Below are 14,984 nucleotides of genomic sequence, written 5' to 3'. Positions count from 1 at the left end.
TTATTTTTTCGTTCACAAATGTTTTTGAGTGGGATTACATCCGAATAGTAAATCGTTTTCTTGAATTTGTCAATAAAAAAACTTTTTCCATTCAAAAACATTTTGACACTTGTTCGTCTAAATTATAACATAAATGACTAGAAACAGGTACAGGAAGTGACATAATTGCAAACATTTGAATATGCGAAAAGATTGCAAGCACTACCCGACCAATTTTTTGCCAAATTGGTAGCTGACGTGAACCGATATATTCAAGCTGGGAAAGACGTAATCAACCTTGGTCAAGGAAATCCAGACTTACCAACTCCTCCTCACATTATTTCTTCATTACAAACAGCAGCTACGAACCCAGCGTTTCATAAATATTCTCCGTTTCGTGGATTCGCTTTTCTGAAAGAAGCAATTGCCACGTATTATCAGCGAGAATACGGGGTGTCGCTTGATGCTGAAACAGAAGTAGCCGTTTTATTTGGAGGAAAAGTAGGATTAGTGGAGATCGCCCAATGTTTTTTAAATCCTGGAGAGATCGCCTTGGTTCCTGATCCTGGTTATCCTGATTATTGGTCAGGAATTGCGATGGCAGAGGCTAAGATGGAAATGATGCCACTTCTAGCAGGAAATCATTTTTTACCAGTTTATGAACAAATTCCCACTAACATTCGAGAGCAAGCAAAACTGATGTTCTTAAACTATCCCAACAACCCCACAGCAGGAGTTGCTACACCTGCCTTTTTTGCTGATACAGTAAAAATGGCAAAAGAGCATGATATTTGTGTTGTTCATGATTTTGCCTATGGTGCGATCGGATTTGATGGAAAAAAACCACTCAGTTTTCTGCAGACACCAGGGGCAAAAGAAACTGGAATCGAAATCTATACGCTGAGCAAAACTTACAACATGGCAGGCTGGCGTGTCGGTTTCGCTTTGGGCAATCCATCAGCGATCCAAGCGATCGAATTGCTACAAGATCATTTTTATGTCAGTTTATTTGGTGCAGTTCAACAAGCTGCTGCTACTGCTCTACTCGACTCTCAAGACTGTGTGCGTCAATTGGTACAAACATATGAAAGCCGCAGAAATACATTCATTTCTGGTCTTCAAAAAATTGGTTGGAATGTACAAAGTCCAAAAGGCTCATTCTTCTGCTGGTTACCAGTACCTTCTGGCTACACATCTACCACCTTTGCTGCTGAACTTTTGGATCGAGCACATATTGCAGTTGCACCTGGCATAGGCTTCGGAAAAGCAGGAGACGGCTATGTTCGGGTTGGATTGCTTACAGATGAAGAACGACTTGCAGAAGCGGTAAGACGGTTGGATCAATGGGGATTATTTGATTGACAAAAGAATAGTCTTCATTCATAATTTTAGTTATCTATTTACAAATGAATGAAACATTCTCTTATCAAGAGCAGGTGGAGGGATAAGCCCGATGAAACCCGGCAACCGATTTACCTAGCAGGTAAAAACGGTGCTAATTCTTACAGTTTTTGAACTGAAAGATAAGAGGAAGTGGAATAAACGTTCCCCTCTTCCTCTTGGAAGAGGTTTTTTACTTTATTCTTAAAGGAGGGACAAACAATGGGAGCTGCAATTGCAACTTATCTTGTACCGAACAATGGGAAACTGGAACAAAAAGCAGAGCAAATCGCTCTTGGTCTCACGGTCGGTTCATGGACGGATCTACCAGAGGTTGATCAACAACAATTGGCTAAACACAAAGGAGAAGTTGTTTCGGTACAAGAAGTTTCAGAAGAACAAGGATTGATATCTATTTCCTATCCTTCTGTTAATTTTTCCGCTGATATCCCTGCTATTCTCACAACTGTTTTTGGAAAGCTCTCTCTTGATGGAGTGGTGAAGTTAATTGATCTTGATTTCACTCCAGAGTTGGCTAGGCGCTTTCCAGGACCCACATTTGGTAATCTCGGTATTCGCAATCTTCTAGAAGTTTCGGAGCGACCTTTATTGATGAGCATTTTCAAAGGGATTTTGGGCAGAGATCTTTCTTTTTTTGAACAACAACTACGTGCCCAAGCACTTGGTGGTGTGGATATCGTCAAAGACGACGAGATTTTGTTTGATAACCCTACTAGTCCATTTGAACAGCGGATAACCATTGCCAAAAAAGTACTTCAAGAAACCGAACAAGTAACAGGAGAAACCACCCTTTACGCAGTCAATCTCTCAGGTCGCTCGATCGACCTGATCGAGAAAGCAAAACAAGCTGTTTATCTTGGAGCAAGCGCTTTGTTATTCAATGTTTTTACATATGGATTGGATACTTTGCAAGCTCTAGTGGAAGATAAAGACATCAGTGTGCCCATACTGGCACATCCTTCATTTGGCGGGGCGATTACAGCATCTGCTTCTTATGGAGTAAGTGCACCGCTATGGTATGGTAAATTACTACGTGCAGTTGGAGCTGACTTAGTGCTATTCCCCTCCCCTTATGGAAGCGTAGCCTTAGAAAGAGATGCTGCACTTGGAATTGCAAATGAATTGAATCTCCCCCATGAATTTTGGAAAAAAGCGTTACCTGTACCATCAGCCGGTATTCACCCTGCGCTTGTTCCCAAACTCTTTGAAGACTTTGGAATTGATTCTGTGATCAACGCAGGCGGTGGAGTTCATGGGCATCCTGCTGGTGCAACAGCTGGCGGCAGAGCATTCCGTCAAGCCATTCAAGCAACTCAAAAAGGAATTCCACTTATAGAAGCTGCTGCCGCTCATACCGAATTAGCAGAAGCACTTCGCATCTGGGGAGGAGCATCATGAACAAACAACCCATCATTTTTTGTGACTTTGATGGAACAATTACCAAATCCGATAACATCTTGTCGATTATGAAACACTTTGCCCCTCCCGAATGGGAAGCATTAAAAGATGGAGTCATCTCCCAAAACATCTCTGTTAAAGAAGGCGTTAGCAAGATGTTTTCGTTATTACCAAGTACGTTAAAAGAAGACATCATCCAGTATGTAAAAGAGATTGGCGTTCTTCGCTCTGGATTTGCTGAATTTATTACCTATACAAAGGAACAAAACATACCACTGTATATCGTATCTGGGGGGATCGATTTTTTTGTATATCCTATTTTGGATTCTTATATCGATCGCGACCATATTTACTGCAATGCTAGCGATTTTTCTGGAGAAACGATTAACATTATTTGGCCTCACTCGTGTGATAAAGATTGCTCCAATGATTGCGGATGCTGCAAACCTTCGATTCTTCGCAAATTCGATAGTGAACATTATGAGAAAATCGTTATCGGCGACTCCATCACGGACTTACAAGCAGCCAAAATTGCAGATCGTGTCTATGCACGGGATTTCTTGATCCAAAAATGTGAGGAATTACAGATCCCCTATACCCCTTTTGAGCGATTTACTGAAATCATTCAAGATTTGAAAGGGGTTGGGATAAAATGAGTCTTTTCCAATCTCGCTGGGAAGAATTAGCATCGATTAAAGCGGAGTTAGCATGCCGCGACTGGTTTCCTGGCACAAGTGGCAATCTGTCGATCAAACTCAACGATGACCCAACTACCATTTTGGTTACAGCAAGCGGCAAAGACAAAAGCAAACAAACAACCGAAGATTTTATCTTGATCAATGATAGTGGCAAACCCATCACCGAAACAAATGCAAAAGTATCTGCGGAGACAGGCTTGCATTTGGAAGTTTACAAACGTACCAATGCCGGATGCTGCTTACATGTACATACCATTGACAACAACATCATCTCGGAACTTTTTGGTGATGAAGGGCAAGTTGTACTTCGCAACCAAGAATTGATCAAAGCGTTTAACATTTGGGAACAAGGTGCGCAGATTTCTGTACCTATTATTGAAAATATAGCTGATTTGCAAGAGCTAGCCATCAACTTTGGCAATGCGATCAACCCACAAGTTCCTGCTGTATTGATTCGTAATCACGGCATTACGGCATGGGGTAAAAATGGATTTGAAGCAAAGAAACATCTGGAAGCATTTGAGTTTCTCTTTTCCTATCATGTGAAATTACAAATGCTGGCTTCTGCAAAACTATCATACATCTGAGGAGTGTTTTACCATGGCACAATTGCGTTTTCATGATAATGAAGAGCGTGTAGCAGATCAACAAGAAGTGAGCACCTATTTGGATAGCCAAGGCGTCATCTATGAACATTGGGATATCTCCAAACTTCCGAGCAATCTCCAAGAAAAATACGACCTAAATGACGAAGAAAAAGCAGAAATCATCCAAACCTTCCGCAGCGAGATCGACGATCTATCTGCACGTCGTGGATATGTAACCGAAGATGTCATCTCGCTTTCGCCTGCTACCCCAAACCTAGATGAATTGCTAAATAACTTTATTAAAGAACACCACCACACTGATGATGAAGTACGATTTATCGTCAGTGGACATGGTATCTTTGCGATCCAAGGACCAAACGGTCGCTTCGTCGATGTGGAACTCGAACCCGGAGATCTCATCTCTGTCCCCGAAAACTACCGACACTACTTCACTTTGATGGAAGACAAACAAGTAGTTGCTGTACGTATTTTCAAAGCAAAAGAAGGCTGGGTTCCCATTTATTAAGATAGAAAAAAGAAGGATCTGAGTTGATTTTCCAACACTCAGATCCTTTTTTGTGTCGTTGGAGTTGAATATCAATTGGTAAAAGACAACATACATTCTTCATACTAATATCATTATTATTCGATTTACTATAAAGGTTTAAAAAAGGATCGAATCTCCTTCGCCATCATCTGGAAAAAAGCTCTCCTCAATAAAAACATATATGAATTAAAAAAATAAATAATCTGTCCATAGAAAGAAATTTGTTATAATAAATGCAAGAAGATTCGTAAATGCCTGACATGATATCGAGAGAACAAAACTCATGTCACGCAAGAGTAAACCCCTTTCAACATTGGAGGAATCGTGGCCCTGTTCCGCAAGAAGGTCTTCGTAATCGAGGCTGTCCAATACACTGGTAGCAATCTCGACGAAATCAAGCAGTTCATCGGTGAAGAGAACGTGAAGTCCAAGGATAGCCGGCACTACGTCATCACGCTTGAAGGTGACATGGTTCTCAATCCCATGGACTATGTGATCAAGGGTGTCCAAGGTGAATTCTACCCCGTTCGCTCTACCATTATCTCGAAACGCTACGACTGGTTGGGTGGCATCAAGTACCAGAAGAAGCCCGTCCTCGTCGAAGCGATCAAATACACAGGGGACAACCTGAACGAGGTAAATGAGTTTTGCAAGGGAAATGTTATCGAGAAAATGGGAAAGCCCTACATTCGTTTTCACAGGGGAGACATGTTTCTTCGTGTAAACGACTATGTCCTTCCGAACGCTGACAACACAGGTTTCCTCGTACACGAAGGGGAACTCTTCGAGAAGACCCATGAACGAGTGAAGTAGTCACTAACTGGTTCATTCTTTGGGATTAAGCTTTTGGCAAAATCCCCAAACGGGCGACTGATTCACTTCAGTTCGCCCACCCCACAAAAACAGTAATGATTCACATAGATGTACATAGTTTTATACATTAGTTACATATCAAAACAAAACGACATGAAAGGATATTCACGTCGTTTTGTTTCGTTATTACAGTGTATTTATATGCTCTAAACCTACCATTTATCTGAACAATAAAATGTTCATGTACTAATACTACATAACAACTTGCTCTTCTTCTTTATCTTTCCTTCTACTCTTCACAAATTTTAACAATAACTCATCCAATCCCCAAAACAAAAAAGAAAAAACAACAGAACCGTACAAAATAATATTGCCCATTGTTTTAAATTCTGGTTGTTCCAAGAGAAATCCATCTTCAAGAATATAAAAGTATACAAACAAGAGGTTAGGGATTGCAATAATCGCTAGATTGAGCCAAATTCTCCATTTGCCTGTTTTAAAAAATATCCCATCACCAATCAAACTTGTGATCGTCATGATGATCGCAAAAGAAATAATAGCGATAACCGCAGCACTAAAACCAATCATCATCACAGGACCACCTATGATCGTAAAAATCGCAAATGTAGTCAAAAGCCCCAGAAATAATGCCAAACCTAAAACTACTATTTTTCTTATGACCGTAAATATTATTTGCATATTTGGTTCGACTCCTCTTCCATAAGCAATCAATAATGGCTATTCATTTTCTTATCATAAACGAAAACGGATGCATTTCCATTCAAAAAATTTATGAATTTTGACTCAACTATCCTTTGATCAAAAAAAGAAAAACGAAAGTGTTGGATCTTTCCATAGGGAAATTTCGCTATTATATTTCTTGCTTCTAAATGGAATAAGGGGCTTTCAGCTTAAACAGTAAGCTTATCTGATAGACATACAACTCATAATCAAATTAACAGAAAGGGATGGTCCCCTTCTCGGCCTATTTCAACTTCTTAAACATCACAATGTGTGGTCCAATCGGTGCTATCTCAAATACTTCTCCAATTTCCGCAAAACCCATGTGTTTGTAATAATCTTTCACACCATAACGCGCATTGCACCATAGTAGATCACTCCCTTTTTTACGAAGCAGATCCTGGGCATATGTCATCAACGAACTACCTGCTTTTTGTCGGCGGTAGTTTGGATCAGTAGCCATTCCTCTTAACTGGTAAGGTAATTCTCCTTCTAATTCTGGATGGGATGCTTGTAAAAATGTCCCGATACTGATCAGATTTCCTTCCCAAAATGCTCCTAGATGAATCGTAGTAGCATCCTCATCCCCTTCATATTTGCAGTCTTCCAATGTTTGTTGAGGTCGTAGGACTGTATGGCGCAGATGGTAGGTATCACTTGCTTTGATCGGTTCGATAGTTAACATGCTACATCTCCTATTTTCTTCATTTCTCATTATTATATCTCAGCGATTAATTTGCAATTGCATACAGAATAAAATACAACTATTTAAAAATAAAAATCTTTTTTTATTTTGGTGAGTTTTCCGTTTTCTTCTTCTGGTATTGTATATATTGATACGATATTTCAAGAAGGGACTAATGAAACATGTGCTATTATATCTCTCTCGCTGTACATTCAGACATCGATCATCAGGCTCATCAAATACTATCTTCTCATTTAGAACTTCAACCCAATCGAAATAGATCTTTTCGTGCTCTTGTACCATATACTTTTCGCACATACTTTCTCACTACTGAAATTTGTTCATGTGAACTCTATGAAAAAACAGAGAATCAAATATATGGATTTCGCGCGGATGTTCAGCACTACTTCAACCGTCTAGCCAAATACACCAAAAATATTTTTGTACATATTCATTTTTATCGCGGAGACATAGAAAAAGAGACACTGCCAGTTACATCTTCTCAAAACATTGGTCTACATCAAATGCTGACAACGCAAATGGATCAAGATTGTTTTTATCAAATACTACTAGATGAAAAATAAAAAACGCAACTCATTTTCTTCATCCACATTTTTCAAAAAAACACCTATGAAAAATGTGGTTTTTTGTATCCTCTAAAAACACCAATCCTTAAATGTTACAAATATCTCGATTTTTTTGCCTACAAATAAACCGTAAACAAAAATAACCAAAGTGCTCTAGATAGAACACCTCAGTTATTCACAGACAAAAATAGTTAGTTTTTGCTTTATACCACTTCATTTAACCACTCCCCACGCATGAATGTGGGGGATTCTTGGGACGGTAGTCTCACAACAACTTCATTACCAAGCTAACCCCGTGAGCCTCACGGTTTAGATGTTCCAGTAATCATTTAAGCAGCTTGGTTACCGCCTGATCATGGTGAATATCACCATACAAATGTATGTTTGTAAATTTTTTTTCAAAAAATGTCATGCTTATAAGAGAGGTAAAAACACCCCTCCCTTGCCTGACGTTCGCTTTCCTCCCCATCGCTGAAGCTCGGGGTTTTCTCACTCACAAAGATATAAATCCGCATGAACTTCTTTCATCAACCTAGACTCTGCCCCTAAAGAAAACAGATGCAACTCGTGCATTGCTCGTGTACACACAGTGTAAAATAATCTTCTTTCTTCTTCTCTGTTGTAAACCTGATCTGACGCATTAAAGACCAATACTGCATCGAATTCGATCCCTTTTGCGAGGTAAGATGGAATAATGACTACTCCTTTTTTAAAAGAGCTATTACCCGTTCTAACAAGGGTTACGTCTATTTTATCTTTCAGCAACTCATATGCTTCTAAACTTTCTTTGAGCGTTTTACAGATGATTGCAATCGAAGAATATTTCTCTTGGCATTGTTTTGCTTGCTTGATTAAGGCTTCTTCTAGTTCTTTCTTTTTGGATACCTTTGTAAGGACTGGAAGCAAGCCTGGTCTTTCAAATGGTTCAATTTGTTCTCCATCAGGAAGTAACTCACGTGTAAATAAAATAATAGGTTTGGTTGAGCGGTAGCTTCGATGGAAAATGATTTTTTTTGCTTTATCTGCCTCAAACCAAGAGATAAGTGGTGTAAGTCCGTCGTTTAGTTGGTGTGCATGAATAGTTTGATTGATATCACCTAATACAGTCCACTTGCTTTTCGGGAATACATGTTTGACAAAAGCAAATTGAAAAGGTGAAAAATCTTGTGCTTCATCAATAAACACATGCCGAATATACCGGTTGGTCTCAAACCCTTCAATCGATTCTTTTAAGTACAAATATGGAGTTGCGTCTTCATAGGGCATGATCTTTTGATTTATTTTTTGTTTTGTCTGTTTGCAAATCAGCTCCCAATGAGTAGGCAATCCTGTTCTATTTACCTTTTTCTCATCGAATAATTGTTTGTACATCCCTTTAATATTTACAAAACGCAATCGATTTACCGCACGATAAAGGGAGCGAAACGCTCGTTTTAAGACAATGGAAACAAGCATATCGCGCTCTCTGTCAAGATCATCAAATGTATTGTCTGCAAAACGCTTTTGCTTTTGCAGTTTTTGATGTACTTGTGTATACACTTCTTCTTCCAACAGATCAATTTGCTCTTCTACCCACGATTTCTCTCGGTGCGATTCTTCTACTTCTTTTAACTGCTGATGTAACCATTTTTGAATGATTTCCAATCGATTCTCGATCGACAGATCAGACTCTAACGCATAAAATTGGTCCTGAATTTTCTTTCTTGGGATAACCACTTCTCCACGAAATGAGATATCACGAAAAAGAAATCCTGATTGTTTCAAACTTGCTATGTAGTCATTCATCATCTGCAAAAAAGAGAGAGATGCTTTAAATCCGATTCCTTCTATCCTCGCAGCAAAATCTTGATTTTCTTGGGGATTAAGTGCATATTCTAATTGTTCAAATGGATCTTCTACCCGAAATTGTTTTCCTAATTTTCGTTCCAAAAAGTTCTGAAACGTCGATTGTTGCATATTTTCTTCACCAAGCTCCGGAAGGACAGTGGAAACATAACTGTTAAACATAGCATTGGGAGAAAATAAAACGATTTGGTCTGCCGATAGGGATTCTCGGAAGCGATACAAAAGATAAGCCATTCGTTGCATGGCAGAAGACGTTTTCCCACTGCCTGCCGCACCTTGCACAACAAGTAAATGAGTCTTATCATCGCGGATGATTTGATTTTGTTCTTTTTGAATCGTAGAGACAATATTTTTTAGATTTGGGTCTGCTTGCTGACCCAATACTTCTTTAAGCAATTCATCCCCAATGGTCAATCCTGTATCAAATAAACTTTTGATCACTCCACGCTTAATGAGAAATTGACGTTTTAAACTCATGTTCCCAGTCACAGTACCGTTTGGAGTTTCAAATTCTGCATTTCCTAATGAGGCATCGTAATACAGGCTAGAAATAGGCGCACGCCAATCATAAATCAGAAAATCATTGGTGTCTTCATCATAGTAAGATCCAAGACCAAGGTAAATCGATTCGATCTCCTCTTCTCCTGCTTCTTGAAAATCCACCCTTCCAAAATAAGGAGAATTTTGAAGTTTTCTCAGTAGTATCACTCGTTGATCTGTATGTTGATGGCTACGTTCTTTCTCGGAAAGCACTTGCGCTTGTTGGCGTATACTCGCGGCTGTTTCTATTGCTTCATCTGCATCCTCTAGGTTAACTGTCACATCATCCCAAAAGCCTTTTCGAATGTTGACGATGTCTGATTTTAATTTATCTGTTTCTGACGTCAATTCTCGTAAAGATGTAGCAACTTCATCTACGACATGATCAACCCGTTTTTGTTCTTTTTTCCAATCTTCATGTGAAATGCTCATCATTAGTCCCCCTACATTTCTATCTGTAATAAATGTTTGACATTATCTGCAGCAGATGATACAATAATAATGGATAATATTGACCAATTATATATTCTTTTTTAGAAGTCGTACATCTATACTAGTACGATTTTTGTTCATTTGCAAATAAAAAATGAAAAAGAACTTGTCTTCCACTACAAGACAAGTTCTTTTTTGTGTCTGTTTAACTCTCATTTACTTGCGTTTCAACGGATTTCAATTCTAGCTGCTTGGCAAAGTTTTCTGCTTCTTTAATACTTGAGAAAATGTAATCTTCGTCCAAGCTTTGATACAGTCTTGTCGTCTGTAGTAATTCCAGGGGCTGAGGCTGTAAACCAGCGAGAATAAATTTTACCTGGTTTTGTTTGCATCGTCGAATGATCGAACTTAATACTGCTTCTGCGGTAATATCCATATATGGAACATGTTCCATCGAAAGAATAAGATAATCTTTTGGCAGATCTTTCGCCAATAGAGCCCCCAGTTGCTTGGCAGTACCAAAGAAAATAGGCCCTTTTAATGTATATACATGTGTTGCCTCATCCTCTTGTAGTTCTACATTTCCTTTTCTTACTACAAATTCTTTGCTCATCCGAAACACAAAGAATAAAATCGATAAGCCAAGACCTACCATCATCCCTATAGCAATATCCGTTAATACAATACAGAGGAAAGTAGCACAAAGAACGATAGAATCACTTGTTTTAGCACGTAATACAAATTTGAATTGCTTACGTTCACTCATATTCCAAGCAACAAGCATCAAGATAGGAGCCATACTAGCAAGCGGAACATGCATCGTTAATGGGGAAAGGAAAAGCAAAACAAGCAGGACGAACAAACTATGAACGATCCCAGAAACAGGTGATGTTGCACCATTTCGAATATTAGTGGCAGTACGCGCTATCGCTCCAGCAGCAGGAATTCCACCGAAAAAAGGAGTCACGATATTGGCAGCTCCCTGACCGATCAATTCACGATTACTGTGATGCTTTTTGCCAGACATCTCATCGGATACTACTGCTGAAAGAAGAGATTCAATGGCTCCTAACATAGCAATCGATAGTGCAGGAAAAAATAATATTTTGATCTTACTCCAAGTAATTTCAGGAAGATGAAAAGAAGGCAAAGCAGAAGGAACTCCACCAAAAGTACTTCCTATGGTTTGAACATGTGCAGGATAAAACAATGTGGCAATGATACTTGAAACAATTAACCCTACTAGAGGCGCAGGGATTTGTGGAACAAACCTTTGAACTAGTAAAATAACCAACAAACAAATTATCGCTGTCCCAATACTTGCAAAGCTGATGGTATGTAGCTGGACAAATATCTGTTTTAATTTAAACAGGATATGCCCGTCTTTGATATTACTCATCCCCAAAAAAGTTTGGAGTTGGCTGGAGAAGATGATCACAGCAATCCCAGCAGTGAAACCAATGGTTACAGGTTTTGGAATATAATGAATCACTGCTCCTAACTTGAATATCCCCATCATAGCCAGTATAACACCTGACATGAAACCAGCTAGAAGAAGATCTTCATACCCATATACCATCGTTATCCCCAGTAGAACAGGAACAAAGGTAGCAGTAGGACCTCCTATTTGGAAAAAGGAACCTCCAACTAAAGAAATCAACAATCCTGCGATAATGGTTGTGTATATCCCATACTCTGGTTGAACACCAGAAGCAATCGCAATAGCCATTGCTAAAGGCAAAGCTACAATCCCAACTACAATTCCAGCAGATATGTCTTTACGAAAACGAGCCCAAGAATAATTTTGAAAACGATATACACGAAACATGCCTATCCCCTTTTGTCATCAATTTTCACCTTTTCATCCTAATTTATATTCTTTTTAGAAAAATGTCTATTCCTTGATAATTCTGTTCATAAAAACGTTTCATTTACTCTGTATCTTTTTTTCGTTTCACCAAAAATAAAATATAAATAACTAAGAATAAAATAGACAAATAAGCTTTTGTTTTTCTTATTTCTATTGTACTTTAGAAGTAATCACAAAATACGAAACAACAAATGGAGGAATAGGATTTGAATGGTCAGTTAGATTCACTATTTAATTTTTTAATGTACTTAGGTGTATCCCTACCTATTTTAATCGTTGGTATTCTCGTTTTTATTTACACCACCCCCTATCGAGAGTATCGCCTTATCCAAGATGGGGCCGCTACAGATGATCCTCAAAAAATAAATGCTGCAAAGGCCGCTGCTCATGATTTAAGCGGGAAAATTATTGGACTTTCTATTGTAGTTGCTTCTGTTGTCATCAATTCCGGAAGTATCGTAGATTTGCTCATTTGGGGCATAATTGGCATCATCTTTCAGGTCGTTATTTTTTACTTATTTGCTTGGCTTACCCCATTTCATGTCATTCAAGAAATACCCAAGGGCAACGTTGCTATCGGTATATTCTCTTCTCATATGAGCATTGTTTCAGGGGTGTTACTTGCAGCATTAGTAAGTTATTAGAAAGTGGCTATTTAGCCACTTTTTTTATTACCTTGAACGAAAAAGAATAATATTAAAATGGATACCTCACAATATACAGAGGTGATTTGAGTATGGACAAATACATGACCGAATTAATTTGGGAAGTTCCCATCATATTTCTTGCATTGTTAATGTTAACGAGATTGCAAGGAAAAAAGGCAGTCTCTCATCTAACCTACTTTGACTATATTACAGGTATTATACTTGGGGACATTGCTGCATCCTGCTTGATCGATGAAACTATCCCGCTTATTCGTTCGATTACTGCACTCGCCCTTTTTGGGGGATTGTCCATATTGGCATCGATTGTTGGGATGAAAAATAGACGTGTCCGTTTGATTGCTGAAGGGGAGCCAGTCAGCATTATAAAAAATGGGAAAATACTAGAGAACAACACAAAGAAAGTTCAACTGGATATTGATAATCTGCGTATGCTTTTACGTAAAAAAGATGTATTCTCCCTTTCCGATGTAGAGTTCGCTGTTCTAGAGACAGATGGGAGCCTATCTGTATTAAAGAAATCTGCGAAAGACACAGTCACTCGTTCTGATTTAAAATTAAAACCCCTACAAGAAAAACCTAGTATTGAACTCATTGTGGATGGTGAGATAGACGAACAAAAGATAAAAGAAGCAAAACTGACGAAGAAGGACATCGAAAATATTCTTCGTCAAAGAAAAATAAAAGCAGTAAGTGATGTTTGTTATATGGAAATAACTAGTGAAGGAAAAATATATTGTGATTTATACCAAGACAAATAACTGTACTCTATTTAAACAGAACGATGAAAACTGATGTTCCGTTGTTTAATTATTAAGGTACCTATATAATAAGTACAAATTAGATAAGTGAGTTGATTTTTTTGATTGATTTACCAGATCACCAAATCGGACATTGGGTGAGACGTTTGAACCATGCGCTGATCTATAGTCTAAGCGAAACACTAAAGCCATATGAATTAGGTCATAGCCAATGGCAAGTACTAAGTATTCTGGAAGAAGAAAAAAAAATCTCTATAAAAAAACTAAGAGAAAAATTAAATGTGGAATCTGGAACGTTGACAGGAGTTATTGATGCACTCATTCGTAAAGGATGGGTAATCAGAGAGGAAGATCCCCAAGATCGAAGAATTAAGGTCATCATGATGACGGAAGACGGAAAAAAAAAATGGACATCCCTTCCTAATCCGAAAAAAGTGGTAAGGCAGAAACTGGTACAAGATATTTCGTCAGAAGACTTGGATATAGCCATTAAGGTTTTGAGACATGCTCACCATAATTTAACAACAAAATAAAGGAAGTGTATGTATACATGAATCAATCCAAGAAATTCCCTTGGGGAGGATTTCATCACATTGCGATTGTAACTCCTGATCTAGATACAACCATTCATTTTTATCAAGATATTTTAGGCATGGAAATTGGTAAAATTTATCCTGCTAAAGGTGGCAGAGGTAGACATGGGTTTATCAAACCCGGGATATGCGATGGATTAGGTCTTCACTTTTTTGAAAATCCCCATGCCAGAATTGTATCCTTCCCCGAAGGAACATTGCATCCGGAATCGTTACAAACAAACTCCTTTGTTGATGGAGTACTACAACATATCGCCTTTTCTTTGCCAGATGAAGAAAGTGCACTGGTACTCCGTGAGCGATTATTAAAAAACGAAGTCGAGATGACAGATATCTATGAAATAGAGTCTTTGAAAGATATGATTTTTATTGATAAAACAAACGGAATCTTACTCGAAGCGATATGGCCTTCGAAATAAGCTGTGGTCGAAAATAAGCAAAAAACTGCAGTTCTTGTACCATATAACTGAACCGCAGTTTATTTATTTCTCCTCCAGTAATAGAGAAAATTTTTTCTTCTGGTAAGAGTAATAATACATACTAAGCGGCCACCACAAGATAATAAAGATCGGATATACCGCCCACACTACCTGTGGTGAGGAGATACTATTTACACTAATAAAAAAGAAAATAGTCAACAAACTAGCAGTAATGGATAGACCAAAATAATTATTCCGCTTTGCATAGTAAACACTTATTGGCCACCACAGAACAAATAGATAGGGTAAATCGCCCATGCGTAACCTGATGATAGTGTAAGATTCAGTACGGTATAGTAAACAATCGTACATAAACAAGCAATCCATGCATACCAAACAGTATAGGCTTTTTCACCTGAATAA

Annotated in this window: 16 protein-coding genes and 1 riboswitch; of the genes, 11 read left to right on the top strand and 5 right to left on the bottom strand. The window is 38.4% G+C overall.

Annotated features, from left to right (window positions below; genetic code table 11):
* Positions 1 to 165 precede the first annotated feature (165 nt).
* The 6 genes from GSM42_RS08275 (at position 166) to GSM42_RS20355 (ending at position 5,423) form a co-directional block, all read left to right on the top strand.
* On the top strand, positions 166 to 1,341 hold the full coding sequence (locus GSM42_RS08275) for a pyridoxal phosphate-dependent aminotransferase (protein ID WP_160801071.1): 1,176 nt from the start codon (positions 166 to 168) through the stop codon (positions 1,339 to 1,341).
* Positions 1,342 to 1,399: 58 nt separating this feature from the next.
* Positions 1,400 to 1,509, top strand: a riboswitch (SAM riboswitch).
* 72 nt (positions 1,510 to 1,581) lie between these two features.
* Positions 1,582 to 2,778 (top strand): 2,3-diketo-5-methylthiopentyl-1-phosphate enolase, encoded by a 1,197-nt coding sequence (locus tag GSM42_RS08270; RefSeq protein ID WP_160801070.1) that lies wholly within the window; start codon positions 1,582 to 1,584, stop codon positions 2,776 to 2,778.
* Complete coding sequence (locus GSM42_RS08265) at positions 2,775 to 3,434, top strand: 2-hydroxy-3-keto-5-methylthiopentenyl-1-phosphate phosphatase (protein WP_160801069.1); 660 nt, start codon at positions 2,775 to 2,777, stop codon at positions 3,432 to 3,434. The genes GSM42_RS08270 and GSM42_RS08265 overlap by 4 nt, the downstream gene beginning before the upstream one ends.
* On the top strand, positions 3,431 to 4,063 hold the full coding sequence (locus GSM42_RS08260) for a methylthioribulose 1-phosphate dehydratase (protein WP_160801068.1): 633 nt from the start codon (positions 3,431 to 3,433) through the stop codon (positions 4,061 to 4,063). The genes GSM42_RS08265 and GSM42_RS08260 overlap by 4 nt, the downstream gene beginning before the upstream one ends.
* A 13-nt stretch (positions 4,064 to 4,076) precedes the next feature.
* Positions 4,077 to 4,589: a 1,2-dihydroxy-3-keto-5-methylthiopentene dioxygenase gene (locus GSM42_RS08255; protein WP_160801067.1), complete on the top strand. Its 513-nt coding sequence runs from the start codon at positions 4,077 to 4,079 to the stop codon at positions 4,587 to 4,589.
* A gap of 345 nt (positions 4,590 to 4,934) precedes the next feature.
* Positions 4,935 to 5,423 (top strand): hypothetical protein, encoded by a 489-nt coding sequence (locus tag GSM42_RS20355; RefSeq protein WP_202404852.1) that lies wholly within the window; start codon positions 4,935 to 4,937, stop codon positions 5,421 to 5,423.
* A gap of 252 nt (positions 5,424 to 5,675) precedes the next feature.
* On the opposite strand, the gene GSM42_RS08245 is transcribed toward GSM42_RS20355, so the two are convergent.
* A complete protein-coding gene (locus GSM42_RS08245) occupies positions 5,676 to 6,122 on the bottom strand; it encodes a hypothetical protein (RefSeq protein WP_160801066.1) in 447 nt (148 codons plus the stop codon).
* Positions 6,123 to 6,408: 286 nt separating this feature from the next.
* Entirely contained in the window at positions 6,409 to 6,849 is a 441-nt protein-coding gene (locus GSM42_RS08240; protein ID WP_160801065.1) for a GNAT family N-acetyltransferase, read from the bottom strand.
* Between the two features lie 182 nt (positions 6,850 to 7,031).
* On the opposite strand from GSM42_RS08240, the gene GSM42_RS08235 reads away from it, so the two are divergent.
* Entirely contained in the window at positions 7,032 to 7,433 is a 402-nt protein-coding gene (locus GSM42_RS08235) for a hypothetical protein (protein WP_160801064.1), read from the top strand.
* Positions 7,434 to 7,925: 492 nt separating this feature from the next.
* Here GSM42_RS08235 and helD read toward each other — a convergent pair whose 3' ends face one another.
* Both helD and GSM42_RS08225 read right to left on the bottom strand, forming a co-directional pair.
* On the bottom strand, positions 7,926 to 10,256 hold the full coding sequence (helD, locus tag GSM42_RS08230; protein WP_338055269.1) for an RNA polymerase recycling motor HelD: 2,331 nt from the start codon (positions 10,254 to 10,256) through the stop codon (positions 7,926 to 7,928).
* A gap of 202 nt (positions 10,257 to 10,458) precedes the next feature.
* Positions 10,459 to 12,081 carry a SulP family inorganic anion transporter gene (locus GSM42_RS08225; RefSeq protein WP_160801063.1) on the bottom strand — a complete coding sequence of 541 codons (1,623 nt, stop codon included), beginning with the start codon at positions 12,079 to 12,081 and terminating at the stop codon, positions 10,459 to 10,461.
* Between the two features lie 248 nt (positions 12,082 to 12,329).
* On the opposite strand from GSM42_RS08225, the gene GSM42_RS08220 reads away from it, so the two are divergent.
* The 4 genes from GSM42_RS08220 to GSM42_RS08205 all read left to right on the top strand — a co-directional run bounded on the left by GSM42_RS08220 (position 12,330) and on the right by GSM42_RS08205 (position 14,561).
* Positions 12,330 to 12,767 (top strand): DUF350 domain-containing protein, encoded by a 438-nt coding sequence (locus GSM42_RS08220; RefSeq protein WP_202404851.1) that lies wholly within the window; start codon positions 12,330 to 12,332, stop codon positions 12,765 to 12,767.
* A 92-nt stretch (positions 12,768 to 12,859) separates the two neighbouring features.
* On the top strand, positions 12,860 to 13,549 hold the full coding sequence (locus tag GSM42_RS08215; protein ID WP_160801062.1) for a YetF domain-containing protein: 690 nt from the start codon (positions 12,860 to 12,862) through the stop codon (positions 13,547 to 13,549).
* 101 nt (positions 13,550 to 13,650) lie between these two features.
* The gene (locus tag GSM42_RS08210; RefSeq protein WP_160801061.1) at positions 13,651 to 14,082 is read left to right on the top strand and encodes a MarR family winged helix-turn-helix transcriptional regulator; all 432 of its coding nucleotides are present in this window, start codon (positions 13,651 to 13,653) and stop codon (positions 14,080 to 14,082) included.
* 17 nt (positions 14,083 to 14,099) lie between these two features.
* Positions 14,100 to 14,561, top strand: a complete 462-nt coding sequence (locus GSM42_RS08205; protein ID WP_160801060.1) for a VOC family protein — start codon at positions 14,100 to 14,102, stop codon at positions 14,559 to 14,561.
* A gap of 63 nt (positions 14,562 to 14,624) precedes the next feature.
* Here the strand turns inward: GSM42_RS08205 and GSM42_RS20550 are convergent, their stop codons facing one another.
* Positions 14,625 to 14,879 carry a hypothetical protein gene (locus GSM42_RS20550; protein WP_237446514.1) on the bottom strand — a complete coding sequence of 85 codons (255 nt, stop codon included), beginning with the start codon at positions 14,877 to 14,879 and terminating at the stop codon, positions 14,625 to 14,627.
* Between the last annotated feature and the right edge of the window lie 105 nt (positions 14,880 to 14,984).

The sequence above is a fragment of the Shimazuella alba genome, assembly GCF_009831235.1.
In the GTDB taxonomy this organism is placed as follows: domain Bacteria; phylum Bacillota; class Bacilli; order Thermoactinomycetales; family Thermoactinomycetaceae; genus Shimazuella; species Shimazuella alba.
Note: the sequence above shows the minus strand (reverse complement) of the source record. Positions and strands in the feature narration are given on the sequence as shown.

Excerpts from the sequence above, each read along its gene's own strand:
- GSM42_RS08270 (WP_160801070.1), top strand. The coding sequence starts at position 1,582 with ATGGGAGCTGCAATTGCAACTTATCTTGTACCGAACAATGGGAAACTG.
- GSM42_RS08265 (WP_160801069.1), top strand. The coding sequence starts at position 2,775 with ATGAACAAACAACCCATCATTTTTTGTGACTTTGATGGAACAATTACC.
- GSM42_RS08260 (WP_160801068.1), top strand. The coding sequence starts at position 3,431 with ATGAGTCTTTTCCAATCTCGCTGGGAAGAATTAGCATCGATTAAAGCG.
- GSM42_RS08255 (WP_160801067.1), top strand. The coding sequence starts at position 4,077 with ATGGCACAATTGCGTTTTCATGATAATGAAGAGCGTGTAGCAGATCAA.
- GSM42_RS08245 (WP_160801066.1), bottom strand. The coding sequence starts at position 6,122 with ATGCAAATAATATTTACGGTCATAAGAAAAATAGTAGTTTTAGGTTTG.
- GSM42_RS08240 (WP_160801065.1), bottom strand. The coding sequence starts at position 6,849 with ATGTTAACTATCGAACCGATCAAAGCAAGTGATACCTACCATCTGCGC.
- GSM42_RS08235 (WP_160801064.1), top strand. The coding sequence starts at position 7,032 with ATGTGCTATTATATCTCTCTCGCTGTACATTCAGACATCGATCATCAG.
- helD (WP_338055269.1), bottom strand. The coding sequence starts at position 10,256 with ATGATGAGCATTTCACATGAAGATTGGAAAAAAGAACAAAAACGGGTT.
- GSM42_RS08225 (WP_160801063.1), bottom strand. The coding sequence starts at position 12,081 with ATGTTTCGTGTATATCGTTTTCAAAATTATTCTTGGGCTCGTTTTCGT.
- GSM42_RS08215 (WP_160801062.1), top strand. The coding sequence starts at position 12,860 with ATGGACAAATACATGACCGAATTAATTTGGGAAGTTCCCATCATATTT.
- GSM42_RS08205 (WP_160801060.1), top strand. The coding sequence starts at position 14,100 with ATGAATCAATCCAAGAAATTCCCTTGGGGAGGATTTCATCACATTGCG.
- GSM42_RS20550 (WP_237446514.1), bottom strand. The coding sequence starts at position 14,879 with ATGGGCGATTTACCCTATCTATTTGTTCTGTGGTGGCCAATAAGTGTT.